The organism is Undibacterium sp. TJN25, from assembly GCF_049339885.1.
GTDB lineage: Bacteria > Pseudomonadota > Gammaproteobacteria > Burkholderiales > Burkholderiaceae_D > Undibacterium.
The window spans coordinates 138,443-154,961 of the sequence record NZ_JBMPPM010000005.1 but is presented as its reverse complement, the minus strand read 5'-3'; the positions used below and the strand labels follow the sequence as shown (position 1 = coordinate 154,961).

Annotated in this window: 20 protein-coding genes; 16 read left to right on the top strand and 4 right to left on the bottom strand. The window is 57.7% G+C overall.

Annotated features, from left to right (window positions below; all coding sequences use genetic code 11):
- Window position 1: 1 nt before the first annotated feature.
- The 9 genes from ccoS to ACO0LO_RS14040 all read left to right on the top strand — a co-directional run bounded on the left by ccoS (window position 2) and on the right by ACO0LO_RS14040 (window position 7,521).
- Window positions 2–202: a cbb3-type cytochrome oxidase assembly protein CcoS gene (ccoS, locus tag ACO0LO_RS14080; RefSeq protein ID WP_422964859.1), complete on the top strand. Its 201-nt coding sequence runs from the start codon at window positions 2–4 to the stop codon at window positions 200–202.
- Between the two features lie 3 nt (window positions 203–205).
- Window positions 206–1,942, top strand: a complete 1,737-nt coding sequence (locus ACO0LO_RS14075) for a methyl-accepting chemotaxis protein (protein WP_422964858.1) — start codon at window positions 206–208, stop codon at window positions 1,940–1,942.
- A gap of 116 nt (window positions 1,943–2,058) precedes the next feature.
- Window positions 2,059–3,486 carry a cytochrome-c oxidase, cbb3-type subunit I gene (gene ccoN / locus ACO0LO_RS14070; protein ID WP_422964857.1) on the top strand — a complete coding sequence of 476 codons (1,428 nt, stop codon included), beginning with the start codon at window positions 2,059–2,061 and terminating at the stop codon, window positions 3,484–3,486.
- A 30-nt stretch (window positions 3,487–3,516) separates the two neighbouring features.
- On the top strand, window positions 3,517–4,131 hold the full coding sequence (gene ccoO, locus ACO0LO_RS14065) for a cytochrome-c oxidase, cbb3-type subunit II (protein WP_422964856.1): 615 nt from the start codon (window positions 3,517–3,519) through the stop codon (window positions 4,129–4,131).
- A 2-nt stretch (window positions 4,132–4,133) separates the two neighbouring features.
- Window positions 4,134–4,331 carry a cbb3-type cytochrome oxidase subunit 3 gene (locus ACO0LO_RS14060; protein ID WP_422964855.1) on the top strand — a complete coding sequence of 66 codons (198 nt, stop codon included), beginning with the start codon at window positions 4,134–4,136 and terminating at the stop codon, window positions 4,329–4,331.
- A complete protein-coding gene (gene ccoP, locus ACO0LO_RS14055; protein WP_422964854.1) occupies window positions 4,324–5,319 on the top strand; it encodes a cytochrome-c oxidase, cbb3-type subunit III in 996 nt (331 codons plus the stop codon). Before ACO0LO_RS14060 ends, ccoP begins: the two co-directional genes overlap by 8 nt.
- 33 nt (window positions 5,320–5,352) lie before the next feature.
- On the top strand, window positions 5,353–6,744 hold the full coding sequence (gene ccoG / locus ACO0LO_RS14050) for a cytochrome c oxidase accessory protein CcoG (RefSeq protein WP_422964853.1): 1,392 nt from the start codon (window positions 5,353–5,355) through the stop codon (window positions 6,742–6,744).
- An 8-nt stretch (window positions 6,745–6,752) separates the two neighbouring features.
- The gene (locus ACO0LO_RS14045) at window positions 6,753–7,268 is read left to right on the top strand and encodes a FixH family protein (protein WP_422964852.1); all 516 of its coding nucleotides are present in this window, start codon (window positions 6,753–6,755) and stop codon (window positions 7,266–7,268) included.
- Between the two features lie 34 nt (window positions 7,269–7,302).
- Window positions 7,303–7,521 carry a hypothetical protein gene (locus ACO0LO_RS14040; protein WP_422964851.1) on the top strand — a complete coding sequence of 73 codons (219 nt, stop codon included), beginning with the start codon at window positions 7,303–7,305 and terminating at the stop codon, window positions 7,519–7,521.
- Window positions 7,522–7,530: 9 nt separating this feature from the next.
- On the opposite strand, the gene fnr is transcribed toward ACO0LO_RS14040, so the two are convergent.
- Window positions 7,531–8,301 carry a fumarate/nitrate reduction transcriptional regulator Fnr gene (gene fnr, locus ACO0LO_RS14035; RefSeq protein ID WP_422964850.1) on the bottom strand — a complete coding sequence of 257 codons (771 nt, stop codon included), beginning with the start codon at window positions 8,299–8,301 and terminating at the stop codon, window positions 7,531–7,533.
- A gap of 250 nt (window positions 8,302–8,551) precedes the next feature.
- On the opposite strand from fnr, the gene ACO0LO_RS14030 reads away from it, so the two are divergent.
- Genes ACO0LO_RS14030 through ACO0LO_RS14020 form a run of 3 tightly spaced genes read left to right on the top strand, consistent with a single transcriptional unit; the run spans window position 8,552 to window position 9,748 of the window.
- Entirely contained in the window at window positions 8,552–9,115 is a 564-nt protein-coding gene (locus ACO0LO_RS14030; protein WP_422964849.1) for a hypothetical protein, read from the top strand.
- A 4-nt stretch (window positions 9,116–9,119) separates the two neighbouring features.
- Complete coding sequence (locus tag ACO0LO_RS14025; protein WP_422964848.1) at window positions 9,120–9,518, top strand: SRPBCC family protein; 399 nt, start codon at window positions 9,120–9,122, stop codon at window positions 9,516–9,518.
- Window positions 9,515–9,748, top strand: a complete 234-nt coding sequence (locus ACO0LO_RS14020) for a hypothetical protein (RefSeq protein ID WP_422964847.1) — start codon at window positions 9,515–9,517, stop codon at window positions 9,746–9,748. The genes ACO0LO_RS14025 and ACO0LO_RS14020 overlap by 4 nt, the downstream gene beginning before the upstream one ends.
- Before the next feature lie 117 nt (window positions 9,749–9,865).
- On the opposite strand, the gene ACO0LO_RS14015 is transcribed toward ACO0LO_RS14020, so the two are convergent.
- Genes ACO0LO_RS14015 through ACO0LO_RS14005 form a run of 3 tightly spaced genes read right to left on the bottom strand, consistent with a single transcriptional unit; the run spans window position 9,866 to window position 12,316 of the window.
- Window positions 9,866–10,495, bottom strand: coding sequence for a class I SAM-dependent methyltransferase (locus tag ACO0LO_RS14015; protein ID WP_422964846.1), 630 nt, complete (start codon window positions 10,493–10,495; stop codon window positions 9,866–9,868).
- A gap of 58 nt (window positions 10,496–10,553) precedes the next feature.
- On the bottom strand, window positions 10,554–11,378 hold the full coding sequence (locus ACO0LO_RS14010; RefSeq protein WP_422964845.1) for an HAD family hydrolase: 825 nt from the start codon (window positions 11,376–11,378) through the stop codon (window positions 10,554–10,556).
- A complete protein-coding gene (locus ACO0LO_RS14005; protein ID WP_422964844.1) occupies window positions 11,375–12,316 on the bottom strand; it encodes a CysB family HTH-type transcriptional regulator in 942 nt (313 codons plus the stop codon). Before ACO0LO_RS14005 ends, ACO0LO_RS14010 begins: the two co-directional genes overlap by 4 nt.
- Before the next feature lie 412 nt (window positions 12,317–12,728).
- Here ACO0LO_RS14005 and ACO0LO_RS14000 point away from each other — a divergent pair, with 412 nt between their 5' ends.
- From ACO0LO_RS14000 to ACO0LO_RS13985, 4 genes are read left to right on the top strand one after another with little or no spacing between them, the layout of a single operon-like run.
- Window positions 12,729–13,502, top strand: a complete 774-nt coding sequence (locus ACO0LO_RS14000) for a sulfite exporter TauE/SafE family protein (protein ID WP_422964843.1) — start codon at window positions 12,729–12,731, stop codon at window positions 13,500–13,502.
- A 12-nt stretch (window positions 13,503–13,514) separates the two neighbouring features.
- On the top strand, window positions 13,515–15,209 hold the full coding sequence (locus ACO0LO_RS13995; RefSeq protein WP_422964842.1) for a nitrite/sulfite reductase: 1,695 nt from the start codon (window positions 13,515–13,517) through the stop codon (window positions 15,207–15,209).
- A 37-nt stretch (window positions 15,210–15,246) separates the two neighbouring features.
- Window positions 15,247–15,768 carry a DUF934 domain-containing protein gene (locus ACO0LO_RS13990; protein WP_422964841.1) on the top strand — a complete coding sequence of 174 codons (522 nt, stop codon included), beginning with the start codon at window positions 15,247–15,249 and terminating at the stop codon, window positions 15,766–15,768.
- Entirely contained in the window at window positions 15,765–16,511 is a 747-nt protein-coding gene (locus ACO0LO_RS13985) for a phosphoadenylyl-sulfate reductase (RefSeq protein WP_422964840.1), read from the top strand. The genes ACO0LO_RS13990 and ACO0LO_RS13985 overlap by 4 nt, the downstream gene beginning before the upstream one ends.
- Window positions 16,512–16,519: the final 8 nt, after the last annotated feature.

Sequence of the window (16,519 nt, the reverse complement as noted above, 5' to 3'; positions counted from 1 at the left end):
GATGGAATCCCTTTACCTGCTCATCCCGCTCAGCGTGCTGATCGTATTCGCCGCGATCTGGGTCTTCCTTGCCATGTCGGACAGTGGCCAGTTCGACGACATGCTGGGGCCTGCGCTCAGGATATTGCAAGACAACGACATGCCGGAAGCACCAGCGCTGCCGGCCACATCAACGAATACCAAGCCTAATGAACAGGAGTAAATAATGCGCACCAACCTGCCCATCAACAATGTGGAACATGTACTGAAAGACGGTGAACCCATCGTATCGAAAACCGACCTGAAGGGGCGCATCACCTACGTCAACCCCAGCTTCATCAGCATCAGCGGTTTTACCGAGGAAGAACTGCTGGGCAAACCGCACAATCTGGTGCGCCATCCGGACATGCCGGCACAAGCGTTTGCGGATCTGTGGGAGACCATGAAACTGGGGCTGCCGTGGACCGGCATGGTCAAGAACCGCTGCAAGAATGGCGACTACTACTGGGTGCTGGCCAACGTTGCCCCTATCCGCGACAATGGCGTCGCTGTAGGCTATATGTCCGTGCGCACCAAGCCGAACCGTGAACAGATAGAGAGTGCGGAATCACTCTACGCGAGATTTCGCGCAGGCGATGCCAAAGGCGTGAAGATCAGGCAGGGAGCGCTGGTCCCGACAGGGTTGGCGGGCCTGCTTTCCCGCGTAAGGAACCTGTCCACCGGAAGCCGCATCAACTACGGCATGTCGCTGCTGACGGCGCTGTTCATCCTGGGATGCCTGAATTCGTCCGGTTTTTTCGGCCTGCTGGACAATCCCCGTTTGCAGCTGACAGGCAATATCACGGTTACCGTAGCCGGCATCGCCAGCATCTTGTGGCTATGGTACGTGCTGTACGACAGCATCGTGGCGCCGGTCAGGCGCGCCACCAGCGCACTGTATGCACTGGTGGGCGGCGACCTGACATCCAAGTTTGAGGCACAGGGTTTTGGCGACATGGGACAGATGCAGCGCGCGCTGCAACAGCTCAATGTGAATCTGAAGGCCAGCATAGGCGACGTGCGCAGCAATGTCGCTTCCATGGCGCTGTCCACCGGAGAGATCGCCGCAGGCAACCGGGACCTTGCCAACCGCACTGAAGCGCAGGCGCGCAACCTGGAAGAAACCGCTGCCACGATGCAGCAGTTCGCTGCCAGCGTCAAAGAAAACGCCGGTAACGCAATGCAGGCGGACCGGCTCGTGACGGAAACCTCAAAAATTGCGGCCAAGGGCGGTGAAGCAGTCGCCAGGGTAGGAAGCACGATGAATGACATCAGTACATCCGCCGGCAAGATAGGCGAGATTATCGGCCTGATCAACGACATCGCCTTCCAGACCAATATCCTTGCACTCAATGCGGCGGTGGAAGCAGCACGCGCAGGCGAACAGGGGCGTGGGTTCGCGGTAGTGGCGACGGAAGTTCGCATGCTGGCCCAAAAATCGGCAGCGGCCGCCAGGCAGATAAAAACATTGGTGGACGAATCCGTCGACAACGTAGGGGTGGGCAACCAACTGGTGGAAGAAGCCGGCAACACCATGCAGGAGATCGTTGCCTCAGTGCGGAGGGTCACGGATATCATGAGCCAGATCGCCGATGCAAGTTATCAGCAGAGCGTAGGCGTAGACCAGGTCAATCGCACCATCACCGACCTGGACGGGGTAACGCAGCAAAACGCGGCGCTGGTCGAACAGGCGGCAGCCGCATCCGGCAACCTGGACGAGCAGGCCGCCAAATTAAGCCAGGCAGTATCCGTCTTCAAATTCGACAGGCATCTTGCCTCGCCTAGGCCCAAGGTATTGCGCCCCACCCATGCAAGCGAACGAACAGGCAAGGAAAATGCACGCCCGAGAGCGACCGTGATCCAGTTGCCGGCGGCCGGAACAAAAAAGACCGGTTTGCTCAAGAGCCCACGCCTCTCCGGCTAGCAACAACAAGCAAAGAAATTTCCAGCGAACTGGTCCGTACTTGATGCACATCAAGGAATAAAAGCAGGTCCGCATTTATGCTTTCTCCATCGTCGAAGTAATTTGGGAGAGTATGTGTGGACACTGCACTAAACTATAACTACAAGGTGGTAAAGCAATTTTCCATTGCCACCATTGTCTGGGGCGTCGTCGGCATGCTGGTGGGCGTCCTTATCGCCGCCCAGCTGGCCTGGCCGGAACTTAATTTCAATATCCCCTGGCTGACCTACGGCCGCCTGCGGCCGTTGCATACCAACGCAGTCATCTTCGCGTTCGGCGGTTGCGCACTGATGGCCACCTCTTTCTATGTGGTGCAACGCACCTGCCAGGTCAGGCTGTTTTCGGATGGCCTGGCCGCATTCACTTTCTGGGGCTGGCAACTGGTGATCGTGCTGGCAGCCATCACGCTGCCGATGGGCATTACCCAGGGCAAGGAATATGCGGAACTTGAATGGCCTATCGACCTGCTGCTGGCGGTGGTCTGGGTTTCTTATGCGGTCGTATTTTTCGGCACGCTGCTAAAGCGCAAGGTACCGCATATCTACGTCGCCAACTGGTTCTTCGGCGCTTTCATCCTGACCGTAGCGCTGCTGCATATCGTCAACAGCGCGGCCATGCCGGTATCGCTGACCAAATCCTATTCCGCCTATTCGGGTGTGCAGGATGCAATGATCGAATGGTGGTACGGCCACAATGCGGTCGGCTTTTTCCTGACCGCCGGTTTCCTGGGGATGATGTACTACTTCATTCCGAAACAGGCGGAGCGGCCTGTATATTCGTACCGCCTGTCCATCGTCCACTTCTGGGCGCTGATCTTCACCTACATGTGGGCAGGCCCGCACCATCTGCATTACACCGCACTGCCGGACTGGACGCAATCGATAGGCATGGTGTTCTCCCTTATCCTGCTGGCGCCGTCCTGGGGCGGCATGATCAACGGCATCATGACCCTGTCCGGCGCATGGCACAAGCTGCGCACCGACCCCATCCTGAAATTCCTCGTCGTGTCGCTGTCTTTCTACGGCATGGCCACGTTTGAAGGCCCGATGATGTCGATCAAGACTGTCAACGCGCTGTCTCACTACACCGACTGGACCATAGGCCATGTGCATGCGGGCGCTCTGGGATGGGTGGGTTTCATCACCATGGGTTCCATGTACTACCTGATCCCACGCCTGTCTGGAAAGATAGAAATGTGGAGCAAACCGCTGATTGAATTGCATTTCTGGGTGGCCACGATCGGTATCGTGCTGTACATCGCAGCAATGTGGATTGCCGGCGTCATGCAGGGCCTGATGTGGCGCGCAGTCAACCCCGACGGCACGCTCACTTATACCTTCGTGGAAGCGGTCAAGGCAACCTATCCGTACTACGTGATCCGTTTCGGCGGCGGCCTTCTGTACCTTGGCGGCATGCTGATGATGGCCTTCAACACCTTCATGACGATGCGCGACAGCAAGGCAGCCAATGTTCGCATCCCCCTGTTTGCGGGAGCGAAAGCCTGATGAACGCCCACACAATATGAGGAGCAAGTAATGAAATTTTCACATGAATGGATAGAAAAGAACCCCTGGCTGCTGATCGGACTGGTCATTGTCGTTGTCAGCTTTGGCGGCCTGGTAGAAATCGTGCCGCTGTTTTTCCAGAAATCCACCACCGAAGCCGTCACCGGGCTAAAGCCCTACTCCCCGCTACGGCTGGCAGGCCGGGACATCTATGTGCGGGAAGGCTGCTACAACTGCCACTCGCAAATGATACGGCCCTTCCGTGCCGAGACCGAGCGTTACGGCCACTACTCCGTTGCCGGTGAGTTTGTGTATGACCGGCCCTTCCAGTGGGGCTCCAAGCGCACCGGCCCCGACCTGGCCAGGGTCGGCGGGCGCTATAGCGACGAATGGCATCGCACCCACCTGAACAATCCACGCGACGTGGTGCCGGAATCGAACATGCCCGGCTACCCGTGGCTGGCCACTACCAAGCTGGACCCGGCCGAGATCATTCCCAAGATGCGCGCGCTGAAGCGGCTGGGCCACCCTTACACCGAAGACGAGATTGCGCACGCGCCGGAAGCACTGGAAGGCAGGACCGAACAGGATGCGCTGATCGCCTATCTGCAGGAAATGGGCATTTTGATCAAGAGCAGGAGATAAGCATGAACCTCATCAACTTTATAACCGACATGCGCAGCATCATGACCGTACTCTGCCTGCTGGTGTTTCTCGGCATCGTTTACTGGTCCTATAGCGCGGGCCGTAAAGACGATTTCGCTGCCGCCGCCAGCCTGCCGTTTGCAGACGAATTTGCCGATGCCGGTTTGCCTGCTGCTGCAACGGAGGCTCCCCATGGCTGACTTCACCAATGATTTCTGGAATGCCTATATCACGCTGCTGACCGTACTAGGCATCATCGGCTGCGGCGTGCTGCTATGGACTCAGTCCACAGCCAAGGTCAAAGTGAGCAGCGACGGACACGATGGGCACGATGGACACGATGGGCACGATGGGCACGATGGGCACGATGCGCACGATGGGCACGCGTCTGACGAAACCACGGGCCATCTCTGGGACGAAGACCTGGGCGAGCTGAACAACCCGCTGCCGCGCTGGTGGATGTGGCTGTTCATTCTGACCATTGTGTTCGGCGCCATCTACCTCTATCTGTATCCCGGCCTCGGCACCTATGCGGGGAAGCTGGGCTGGCAGTCCAGCGGACAATACCAGAAAGAACTGAAAGTCGCCGATGCTGAATACGGCCCCCTGTTCGACAAATACCTGCACCAGGATATCAAGGCCATCGCGGCAGATCCGCAAGCACACGCGATAGGCGAACGGCTGTTCCTGACTTATTGCGCGCAATGCCACGGTTCAGACGCGCGCGGCAACAAGGGCTTTCCCAACCTGACAGATAAGGACTGGCTGTATGGCGGCGCACCCGACATCATCAAGACCACCATCATGTATGGACGCAACGGCCAGATGCCGTCCATGGCGCAAGCGCTGGGAACCGACGAGGACGTGCAGAACGTTGCGCATTATGTGTTGAGCCTGTCGAATTCTTCACATGATCCGATCAAGGCCGTCTTCGGCAAGGCCAAGTTTGGCGCCTGCGCCGGTTGCCATGGCGCCAGCGGCGTGGGTAACCAGGCAATAGGCGCGCCCACGCTGAACGACAAGATCTGGCTGTACGGCGGCGGCGTGGAAACTGTAATGGAGACGATACGCAAGGGGCGCAACAATACCATGCCGCCGTTCAAGGATTTCCTTGGCGAAGCGAAAGTACAAGTACTTGCCGCCTATGTCTGGAGCCTGTCGAACGATACTGCCGTGGCACAAAAATGATGCTTCTTTCTTATACTAAACGGGTAGGCTGCCATGCCTGACGCTGAACCGCACTACGCTACCATCAAGATGTATGCTTCGCGCGAGGAAATTTATCCGCGCGAAGCCAAAGGGCTATACGCGAACTGGCGCTGGATCTGTGTCTGGCTGACGCAGCTGGTATTTTACGGCCTGCCGTGGCTGTCCTGGAACGGACGCCAGGCAGTATTGTTTGATCTTGCTGCGCGGAAGTTCTACCTCTTCGGCATCGTGCTGTGGCCGCAGGATTTCATTTACCTGACAGCGCTGCTGATCATCTGCGCCTACGCGCTGTTCCTGTTCACTACCGTGGCCGGACGCCTGTGGTGCGGCTTTGCCTGCCCGCAGACGGTGTACAGCGAAATTTTCATGTGGGTGGAGCGCAAGATAGAAGGCAACCGCAGCGCGCGCATACGGCTGGACAGGCAGCCGCCCTCCTTCGCCAAACTCGGCAAGAAAACCGCCAAGCATGCAGCATGGCTGGGCATTGCCTTATGGACCGGTGTCAGCTTTGTCGGTTATTTCACTCCCATCCATAGCCTGCTGCAGGAAATCACGCTGTTTGCGTTAGGGCCTTGGGAACTGTTCTGGGTATTGTTCTACGCACTGGCCACCTATGGCAATGCGGGCTGGATGCGCGAACAGGTCTGTAAATACATGTGCCCGTATGCTCGCTTCCAGAGTGTGATGTTTGACCAGGACACCTTGATGGTGACCTATGACAGCCGGCGCGGCGAACCACGCAACGCGAAAAATGCCAGGAGTCCGGCTGCCGGCAGCTGTATCGACTGCTCGATGTGCGTGCAGGTCTGCCCCACCGGCATCGATATCCGCAACGGACTGCAATATGAATGCATAGGCTGCGCAGCCTGCATAGATGCCTGCGATGAGGTAATGGATAAGATAGCGGCACCGCGCGGGCTGATCCGCTTTTCCACGGCCAATGCGCTGAAACGGAATTTCTCGCCGCAGCAGATCCTGCAGTCGATCTTCCGGACCAGGGTGCTGATATACAGCAGCCTGCTGGTGTTGATTACCGCTGTCTTCTTCGGCAGCCTGCTGACCCGCACGCCGCTGAAACTGGATGTCATCCGTGATCGCGGCTCCATGGGCCGTGAGCTGGAGGAAGGCGTTATCGAAAACGTTTACCGGCTGCAGATCATGAATACCGATGAACTCGCCCATACCTACCGGCTCAAGGTATCCGGTCTTGCATCCGCCAGCCTGGAAACGCCGGAACGGATAGAACTGGGTGGAGCGACGAGCAAGGCCGTGCCGGTGCGTGTACATGCCGGCCATGGCGACGGCAAGCCGGGCAGTAACCAGATCTGGTTTGAATTGCAGGCGGAGGACCGGCCGGACTTGCAGGTCAAAGAAAAAGCCGTATTTTTTATTCCACGCTCATAGGAGGCAATATGCCTGCACTACCCTTGGAGAACCACCATCCTGTCCCCTGGTTCAAGCAATTGTGGCTGTGGCTGCTGCTGACGCCACCGCTGATCTCCGTCGTCGCAGGGTCCTATATGGCCTCGCTTGCCTACCACGCACAGGACCCAATGGTGGTTGACGACTACTACAAGGAAGGCCAGGCCATCAACCGGGACCTGCGGCGCGACAAGGCCGCCGCCGCATTGAGACTGGGCGCATCCTTGCAGTATGACGCCGCTGCCGGCATGGTCGCAGGCAGGCTGGCCGGCAACGACGCCGTGCCCGCAGGCACGCTGATCGTGAAGCTGGTGCATCCCACGCAGCCTGAAAAGGACAGGACAATACGCGCTCAAGTGGACAGCGCCGGAAACTTTGCAGTGCCGCTACCGCTGCTGGACAGGGCCCAGTGGCAGGTCTCGCTGGAAGACCAGGCCGGCCTGTGGCGCATCAGCGGCACCTGGAACTGGCCGCAACAGCAGGGAATAAAGCTCAGCCCCTTGTAAAACAAAAATCAGGCAAGCAAAGAAGGAGACAAGCATGCGCATTGCGATATCGATACTATGGCCTTCGTTCCTGACGGCGATTGCTGCTGAAGGCCTGTTCTTTTCGCTGTTTGATCCGCGCGAGCTGGCGCTGGCAGGCAGCCATATCGACATGTCTGTGACTGCTGTCTATACGCTGGGATTTTTCTGCTTCTGGCTGTTCTGTTCGCTGGCCAGCTCACTGACCTGCTACCTGCTGCAAGTGGAAGAGTAAAGTACAGCGCTAGCTGCAGGTTTCCGTACCGGCAGCCAGCGCTTTCAACCTGGGCAGTTGCAGCAGTTCGATGTCGCGATGGTCCACCTTCATCAGGTCCAGCTTTTTGAACTTGGACAGCAGGCGGCTGACGCTTTCTATGGTTAGCCCCAGGTAGTTGCCGATCTCTTCACGCGACATGCGCAACTGGAAACGGGTGGACGAATAGCCGCGGGTCGCATAACGCGATGACAGGTTGACCAGGAAGGCGGCAAACCGCTGGTCGGCACGCATGCTGCCCAGCAGCAGCATCACATTCTGTTCGCGGGTGATCTCACGGCTCATGATGCGATGAAAATGGCTCAGCAGCGTGGGTATCTCGGAGAACAGGCTTTCCAGCCCGGTGAATGGAATTTCGCATACCTCGCTGTCTTCCAGCGCCACGGCATCGCAATGGTGGCGCTCGGTGCTGATCGCATCCATGCCCAGCAGCTCTCCCGCCATCTGGAAGCCGGTAATGTGCTGCTGGCCGCCGGAATTAATCCGGTAGGTCTTGAAATGGCCGAAGCGGATTGCGTACAGGTTGGTGAATGGGTCATCCATACGGTACAGCGCCTGATCGCGCGCCACACGGCGACGACGGCCGATAATCTTGTCCAGCTTGTCCATATCCGCCTCCGCCAGCCCCATCGGCAGGCACAGCTGATGCAGGCTGCATGACGAACAATGCGCGCGTATCTCATGGAGACTGACAGGTAAGCTAGGGTGCAAAGCAATACTTTGCGGTATCGTGTTTTCCATTTGGAATGGCTGGTGTACAACGCTGATCAATCCTTGCAGTTTACCTTATTTTGCACTGTGGAAAACAGTAATTGCACGAAGATGTGCCCACGCCGGCTTATTTCAGCGATCCCTCAACGCCGGCTGCAGAGGATCGCCGCGAGCATTTATAATATCGGCAACGTATGCGATGTTGAATGAGACTCCCTCGGCCCGTCCCAGCGCAGGTATCAATGCATCGTGACCAGAACAAAGCAATCCAGGAGATCGAATGCACCCTTTTAAACGCCTGATCCTTGCAGCATTGGGCACCGGCATGCTGATCGCAAGCCTCGCCGCCCACGCCCAGGCTCCCGCAACGCCGGCTGCCCCTGCAACCCCGGCAGCTCCAGCCAAACCTTGCGAGAGTGAAGAATACCGCCAGTTTGATTTCTGGCTGGGCCAGTGGGATGTCTACCTGCCCAACGGCAAGACTGCCGGCGCCAGCGTCGTGCAATCCTTCGCCGACGGCTGCGCGCTGCTGGAAAACTGGTCCGGCACCGGTGGCTTCACCGGCAAGAGCATCAACATCTACGACATCACCGACAAGAAATGGCACCAGAGCTGGGTGGACAACAGCGGCAGCCGGCTGGCGCTGGAAGGCGGCTTCGCCGACGGCAAGATGGTGTTATGGACCGATGCTGCCAACCCGGACAAAGCCGGCGCCATACTCCGGCAGCAAATCACCTGGAGCAGGAATGCGGACGGCTCGGTGCGGCAGCTGTGGCAAACCTCCGAAGACGCAGGAAAAACCTGGAACACGGCGTTTGACGGCAAATACGTCAGAAGGAAATAAGCCCATGGCCGAACAACTGCGCCATCTCAGCATCCACATCCTGCGCTCCGCACAGGCAGTCTACGACTATGCAAGCCAGCCGCTTCATTTCGCGCACTGGGCGTCCGGTCTTGGCAGGGGGCTGGCGCAGCAAGGCGGCGCCTGGGTTGCCGATACCGATGCAGGCCAGGTTGTCATTCGCTTCAGCGACAGAAACGATTTCGGCATACTGGACCACTGGGTCAGCCTGCCCAATGGACAGGTCATCTACGTCCCGCTGCGTGTCATCGCCGTTGGCGAACACAGCGAACTGGTTTTCACACTGATGCGCCAGCCCGGCATGGATGGCGCCAAATTCGCCGCCGACGCCGCGTGGGTCAAACGCGACCTGGCCCGGCTGAAAACCCTGCTGGAGGCAGCATGAGCCTCAGCCGCCGCACCAGCAGCCGCCTCATCTCTTTGTCGCTGGCCGTCACCGTCATGTCCATCCTGTTGTTGCTGGTGTCCTACAGTTCGGAATTTGCGTTGCACTGGCTGTTGGGGCTCGATGGCGACGAGCAGGTGAAGTTTCGGGATATATGTTCGCTGGTGGCGATTGGGGCGCTGGTGCTGGCGGCGATGGTGAATCAGGGCATGCGGCAGGGGCGCAAATAGCCAGTATGCCGCTTCAGCAGCATCTGGATTGCTGGCCGGGGTGGCCTAGTCAGCAATCCCAAAAAGCCACACTCAATTTGAACTTAAAGCACGGTCAAGTAGTTAGTGCAGTTGCTACTACCGCAGCACGCAAGTCAACATCCAGTAATACTCCGTCCTTTGTATCCGGATATCCTTGGCCGCCGGGCCAAACCGTTTCCGTAAAGTGCTATCGGTAGGAAAATTCTTCACGATCTCTACGCGTGTGCCGTCTTCCTGCAGGCGCAACTGGTAGGTATTGCCTTCCAGGTCCGTGCGGGCGATAGGTGTGCTGCTGCCTTCCACGTAGTTGTTATCTATCAGCACCAGCTGTTTGTCCTTGCCGCCGCTCTTGCTCAGCTGGGCCAGGAAGCCCGTCTGCTCTTCGCGCTTGATATGCGACCACAGGTGGCCGGCGAAATAGGCACTGTAGTCGCCCTGCGGTGCATTAAAAGCATCGGCGATGGCAAACTGTACTTTGCCGGGCGGGTAGTCCTTGCTCTGCGCGATATCCAGCATAGGCTGGTTGATGTCGGTCGCCGTCACCAAAGCCGCATCGGCCGCATAACGCTCGGTCCAGTAACCGGTGCCGCAGGCGAGTTCCAGCACTTTATGGCCTTGCAAGGCGGTGCAGATGAGTTGCTGAAGAATGACCAGATCGGCCTGGCGCTCGGGCTTCTGGTAGTTCGTTTCGTAGGTCTTGGCGCGCTGGGCGTAGTATTCACGCATGGGGATATCCTCTTTGCTCTGTTGCTTGTTATTGCTTGCTATTGCTTGTAACTGCTGCTCACTGCTTGTTCTTTATCTGCACTACCTGCCTGGCATCCAGGATGGCATCCGCCAGTTCAACGAAGCCGGCGCCGTATTCCCGCTGTGTTACATAAGCCGGATGCGCGTCAAAACGATCCAGGAACCTGCGCACGTTGGCAACGCCCACCGTCAGCGGGTAATGCCCGAACATCGACGCATCGTTGGCCGAATCGCCGATGAACACATATTGGCGGCGCGCGGTCTCATCGTCTACGCCAAACACCTGCTGCAATACCCGGTGGCTCATGCTTTGCTTCGAGAACGGCATGACCGATGCGTGGGCATGGATGCTGCTGGTGGTCGCGTACAGGCCCTCCGCCTGTATCAACGCCGCTACCGCCTGCAGGCGCGGCAGCGGAATAGGCGCAATGTTCTCGCCTATGTCGAAAGCCAGGTCGCCCACCCTTTGCGGCGCGTCTTCCGCGATATGGATATCAGGGAAGTGCTGCTGCATGGTAAGTGCAAATGCCTGCAGCCGCTGCCGGTGTTGTTGCCGCGTCTGCGCATCGGCGTAAAACAGCGACTGCTGCCTGCCGCTGCTGTCCAGCCAGAAGGCGCTGGCGCCGTTTTCCGCGATCACCGCATCAAAGCTGCACAAACGCAGCAAGGGCAGCGTCCAGTAGGTCGGCCTGCCCGTCACCGCGATGACTTTCAGGCCCGCGGCGCGCACCCTGGATACTGCATCCAACGCCGCGACTGTCAATTTGCCGTGCGTCGTGAAAGTGTCGTCGATATCGGTCAGTATGCCGCCAAGCCGGCTGCGCTCGGCCAGCGGCCAGTCTGCCAATGCCTGCATGTTCATAAATCGTAGGTATCCTTGCCACCTTGCATCACCTGGTCGATCAGCTTGCGGTTCAGCGTGGGCGTCAGCAGTTCAATGAAGGTATAGATATAGCTGCGCAGGTAGGCGCCGTTCTTGACGGCGACGCGCGACACATTCATGCCGAACAGGTGGCCTACCGGGATAGAGCGCAAGCCCTTGTCGCGCTCCGCATCGAAAGCCATGCCGGCAATGATGCCGACGCCCATGCCCAGCTCCACATAGGTCTTGATGACGTCGGCGTCTATTGCCTCCAGCAGGATATCGGGCTTCAGGTTGCGGATTTCAAACGCGTGGTCTATCTTGCTGCGGCCGGCAAAAGCACCGTCATAGGTAATCAGGGGATAGTGTGCCAGCTCTTCCAGCGTAATGCTCTTCAGCTTCAGCAGCGGATGTTCCGGCGTTACCACCACGACGTGCTCCCACTGGTAGCAGGGCATGGAGACAAGGCCGTCTATGCCGGCAATGGCTTCCGTGGCGATGGCAAGATCGGCCTGGTCGCGCATGACCATCTCAGCGATCTGCTTGGGATTACCCTGCAGCAGCGACAGCCTGACTTTGGGGTAGCGCTGCATGAAGGCCTGCACTACCTTGGGCAAGGCGTAACGTGCCTGCGTATGCGTGGTGGCAATGGTAAAGCTGCCGCTGTCCTGCGCCGCATATTCCTTGCCTATGCGTTTCAGGCCGTCGATTTCCTGCATGATCAGTTCCACCGACTTCAGCACCGCCCGGCCCGGCTCAGTCAGGCCGCGAATACGCTTGCCGTGGCGAGTAAAGATATCAACGCCAAGCTCTTCTTCCAGCTCGATGATCGCCTTGGATACGCCGGGCTGCGAAGTGAACAGCGCCTTGGCTGCTTCGGTCAGGTTAAAATTTTGCCGCACGGCTTCGCGGACAAAACGGAGTTGGTGTAAGTTCATTATTGGCCTTGATATCCCGACGCATGCCATAAAGCAATAAAATGACGATCGGAAGACTGCAGAATAGTGTTTTGGGCTCATCTGGCAGCGCTGTGCTGCGGGAAGCCTCTTATGCTTGAGAGTTTGGTTTTTTAGCTTGTTATATACTGTTATAAGTATATAGCTTCTTGGACTAATGCAGAGGCTTTACGCCTCTTTTAAGTTCAAAAAAGTAGCGTATGGACATAGGTTATTAATATTTTTGCATGCTTTTGATCATGCTTCGGGCGGGTGCTTTTGCCAAAACCGCAAAATGAGGAGAATAAGCAGAACGCCTATACTTATATCAAAATCGTATATAAGCAAATAAATACTAAGTAGTTTGGAATAAAGCGGGGATTCATTACCATGCATCTACTTTGCGCGAGATAACATGACATTAACCTATATAGTTTCCGGTTTTGCAGTAGGAGCTTTAGTGGGCCTGACCGGTGTCGGCGGCGGCTCATTGATGACGCCTTTGCTGACCCTGCTATTCGGCGTCACTCCGACGGTGGCGGTGGGCACCGACCTGGCATTTGCCTCCATTACCAAGGCGGCCGGCACGTTCACGCACAGGCTGCGCGGTACTGTGGACTGGCAGGTAGTGCGCCTGCTGTGCTACGGCGCCTTGCCCGCCGCAATCATCGCTACGCTGGGCCTCAAGCATTTCGGCGCGCTGAACAAGGAAATCGGCCAGGTGATCCGCTACTCCATCGCCGGCTCCGTCTTCCTGACAGTCATCGCGCTGCTGTTCAAGGGCAAGATGCTGGCCTGGCTGAACGCACACCCTGAAAAACAATTGCAAGGCACGCAGCTCGCCGCTGCAACCATACTCGCGGGCCTGTTGCTGGGCACGCTGGTCACTATTTCATCCATCGGCGCCGGCGCTATCGGCGCGACGCTACTGGTGATGCTGTATCCGCGCATGCCCTCCGCGCAGATCGCCGGCACCGACATTGCCTATGCCGTACCCCTGACCGCCATTGCCGCCTTCGGCCACTGGTGGCTGGGTTCCATCCACTGGGATCTGCTGGGCAGCCTGCTGATAGGCTCGCTGCCGGGCATTACTATCGGCTCCATGGCCGCCCGTGCGGTGCCGGAAAAATTCTTGCGTGGACTGTTAGCCACTACGCTTACCATCGTTGCAGCCAAACTGGTTCTTTAAGGAAGTCACAAGATGTATCGTTACGATCAGCATGATCACCAAATCATCCAGGAACGCATAGCCCAATACCGCGACCAGGTGCGCCGCCGCCTCTCCGGCGAGCTGGCTGAAGACGAATTCCGCGTGCTGCGGCTGCAGAACGGCCTGTACATGCAGCGCCACGCCTATATGCTCCGCATCGCTATCCCTTACGGCATGCTGTCTTCTGCGCAAGTGCGCAAGTTCGCCCATATCGCACGCAAGTATGACCGCGGCTATGGCCATTTCACGACCCGTCAGAACATCCAGTTCAACTGGATCAACCTGGAAGAAACACCGGACATCCTGGAAGAACTGGCGACCGTGGAAATGCATGCAATCCAGACTTCCGGCAACTGCATGCGCAACATCACGTCGGACGAATTCGCCGGCGTTGCAGCCGATGAAATCATCGATCCTCGCCCTTATGCCGAGATCCTTCGCCAGTGGACAACCTTCCATCCGGAATTCGCCTACCTGCCGCGCAAGTTCAAGATTGCCATCAACGGCTCCAAAGAGGACCGTGCCGCCATCGCCGTGCATGATGTCGGCCTGACGGTCGTGCACAATGAGCAAGGTGAAGTCGGTTTCCGCGTGATGGTCGGCGGCGGCATGGGCCGCACCCCTATCCTGGGTAGCGTGATCCGCGAGTTCCTGCCGTGGAAAGACGTGATGACTTACCTGGAAGCGGTGCTGCGCATCTACAACCAGCATGGCCGCCGCGACAATATCTACAAGGCACGCATCAAGATCCTGGTGAAAGCAATAGGCGCGGAAGAATTCGCGCGCCAGGTGGAAGAAGAATGGCTGGATATCAAGGACGGTCCTGCCACCTTGACCAGTGAAGAGCTGCGTCGCGTCGCTTCTTTCTTCAGCACGCCCGATTATGAAACCCAGCCCGCGTCCGATGCCGGGTTTGAACTGCACAAGACCGAGAACAAAGCGTTTGCCAACTGGGTCAGGCGCAATGTGAAACCGCATAAGGTGCCGGGTTATGCCGCAGTCGTGCTGTCGCTGAAAAAAGCCGGTGTACCGCCTGGTGATGCCAATGCAGAGCAGATGGATTTCATCGCCGATCTGGCCGACCGCTACAGCTTCGGCGAAGTGCGTGTTACGCATGAGCAGAACCTGGTGCTGTCGGACGTCAAACAGTCCGAGCTGGTCACCCTTTGGCAGGAAGCCAAAGCGCATGGACTGGCAACGCCGAACATTGGCCTGCTGACCGACATGATCTGCTGTCCCGGCGGCGATTTCTGCTCGCTGGCCAACGCAAAATCCATCCCTATCGCGCTGGATATCGCGGACCGTTTCAGTAATCTCGATTACCTGTATGACATTGGCGACATAGAACTCAACATGTCGGGCTGCATCAATGCCTGCGGCCATCACCATGTCGGCAATATCGGCATCCTCGGTGTGGACAAGGATGGCAGCGAGTGGTACCAGGTGTCGATAGGCGGCGCGCAGGGCAATGAATCTTCCATCGGCAAGATCATCGGGCCTTCGTTTTCCGCCGGGCAGATGCCGGAAGTGGTGGAACGCATCGTGCAGGTTTACCTGCGCGACCGTATCGAGGACGAACGTTTCATTGACACTGCCCGCCGCGTCGGCGTTGCACCGTTCAAGGAATATGTGTATGCCACGCCGATCCGCGGTACTACGCCGCATGGCGAAGATGCCTGCGCCTGAGCCACGCTGAGCGACAATAGAGAGATACGGACAAGATATGCGTGAAATTATCAAAGACAGGGCCATCGTCCAGGATGACTGGACATTGCTGAAACTGGCGGAAGACGAAACGCCGGATGCGGTGGAAGTGCCCGCCGGCAAAGTGATCGTGCCGCTGAAAGTATGGAAGCTGCAACGCGACAGCCTGATCAAGCGCAGCGACATTGCCGTCTGGTTTGCTAGCGATGAGCAGCCTAAGGAACTGAAGGAAGACATCCAGCACTTTTCGCTGATCGCTGTCGATTTCCCCAAGTTTGCCGATGGCCGCGGTTATTCGACTGCTTATAACCTGCGCTCCCGTTTCAGTTACAAAGGCGAATTACGCGCAATAGGCGACGTTCTGCGCGACCAGTTGTTCTACATGCAGCGGGTCGGCTTCAATGCCTTTGCCACGCGTGAAGACAAGAACATCCACGACGCACTCAAAGGCCTGACCGATTTCAGCGAAAAATACCAGACTTCGTGGGATGAGAAATCGCCCTTGTTCCGCCGGGAACACCGCGACGGAGCACAGGCATGAGCCTGACAGCAGCCAGCACGCCCGGCGTGGATAGCCATTTCGATGCCAACCTGGCGGCAACGAAAGAAACGCTGCGGCGCATTGCCCGCGAGTTCACGCCTGCCGTGTTTGCTTCCAGCCTGGCGGCCGAAGATATGGTGCTGACCGACCTGATCCTGCGCAGCAAGCTGCCCATAGGCATCTTCTCGCTGGAAACCGGCCGCCTGCATGCGGAAACCCTGGGCATGCTGGACCGCATCCAGGAAACCTATGGCACTGAAGTTGCACTGTTCAAGCCTGAACCGGCTGCGGTAGAAGAATATGTGCAGAAGAATGGCCTGAACGCGTTCTACGACAGCGTGGAAATGCGCAAGGAATGCTGCCGCATCCGCAAAGTAGAACCATTAAACCGGGCGTTGAAAGACAAAAAAGCCTGGGTCACCGGGCAGCGCCGCGCGCAATCCGCAACCCGTGCAGAACTGCATGTGCAGGAAGACGATGCCGCGCACGGCATGCAAAAATTCAACCCGCTGGCAGACTGGTCGGAAGAAGACGTATGGCACTATATACGCAGCAATAACGTGCCTTACAACCCGCTGCATGACAAAGGCTACCCATCGATAGGCTGCGAGCCGTGCACCAGAGCTATACAGCCCGGCGAAGACGTGCGCGCCGGCCGCTGGTGGTGGGAAAATCCGGAATCCAAAGAGTGCGGCCTGCATGTGGTGGATGGTAAACTGATCCGTATCAAACAAGTATCCTGAAGCAACGG

Coding starts and splice junctions, on each gene's coding strand:
- ccoG (WP_422964853.1), top strand. CDS start 5,353: ATGCCTGACGCTGAACCGCACTACGCTACCATCAAGATGTATGCTTCG.
- ccoS (WP_422964859.1), top strand. CDS start 2: ATGGAATCCCTTTACCTGCTCATCCCGCTCAGCGTGCTGATCGTATTC.
- ACO0LO_RS13995 (WP_422964842.1), top strand. CDS start 13,515: ATGTATCGTTACGATCAGCATGATCACCAAATCATCCAGGAACGCATA.
- ACO0LO_RS13985 (WP_422964840.1), top strand. CDS start 15,765: ATGAGCCTGACAGCAGCCAGCACGCCCGGCGTGGATAGCCATTTCGAT.
- ACO0LO_RS14025 (WP_422964848.1), top strand. CDS start 9,120: ATGGCCGAACAACTGCGCCATCTCAGCATCCACATCCTGCGCTCCGCA.
- ACO0LO_RS14040 (WP_422964851.1), top strand. CDS start 7,303: ATGCGCATTGCGATATCGATACTATGGCCTTCGTTCCTGACGGCGATT.
- ACO0LO_RS14015 (WP_422964846.1), bottom strand. CDS start 10,495: ATGCGTGAATACTACGCCCAGCGCGCCAAGACCTACGAAACGAACTAC.
- ACO0LO_RS13990 (WP_422964841.1), top strand. CDS start 15,247: ATGCGTGAAATTATCAAAGACAGGGCCATCGTCCAGGATGACTGGACA.
- ACO0LO_RS14020 (WP_422964847.1), top strand. CDS start 9,515: ATGAGCCTCAGCCGCCGCACCAGCAGCCGCCTCATCTCTTTGTCGCTG.
- ccoO (WP_422964856.1), top strand. CDS start 3,517: ATGAAATTTTCACATGAATGGATAGAAAAGAACCCCTGGCTGCTGATC.
- fnr (WP_422964850.1), bottom strand. CDS start 8,301: ATGGAAAACACGATACCGCAAAGTATTGCTTTGCACCCTAGCTTACCT.
- ACO0LO_RS14060 (WP_422964855.1), top strand. CDS start 4,134: ATGAACCTCATCAACTTTATAACCGACATGCGCAGCATCATGACCGTA.
- ACO0LO_RS14005 (WP_422964844.1), bottom strand. CDS start 12,316: ATGAACTTACACCAACTCCGTTTTGTCCGCGAAGCCGTGCGGCAAAAT.
- ccoP (WP_422964854.1), top strand. CDS start 4,324: ATGGCTGACTTCACCAATGATTTCTGGAATGCCTATATCACGCTGCTG.
- ACO0LO_RS14075 (WP_422964858.1), top strand. CDS start 206: ATGCGCACCAACCTGCCCATCAACAATGTGGAACATGTACTGAAAGAC.
- ACO0LO_RS14000 (WP_422964843.1), top strand. CDS start 12,729: ATGACATTAACCTATATAGTTTCCGGTTTTGCAGTAGGAGCTTTAGTG.
- ACO0LO_RS14030 (WP_422964849.1), top strand. CDS start 8,552: ATGCACCCTTTTAAACGCCTGATCCTTGCAGCATTGGGCACCGGCATG.
- ACO0LO_RS14045 (WP_422964852.1), top strand. CDS start 6,753: ATGCCTGCACTACCCTTGGAGAACCACCATCCTGTCCCCTGGTTCAAG.
- ACO0LO_RS14010 (WP_422964845.1), bottom strand. CDS start 11,378: ATGAACATGCAGGCATTGGCAGACTGGCCGCTGGCCGAGCGCAGCCGG.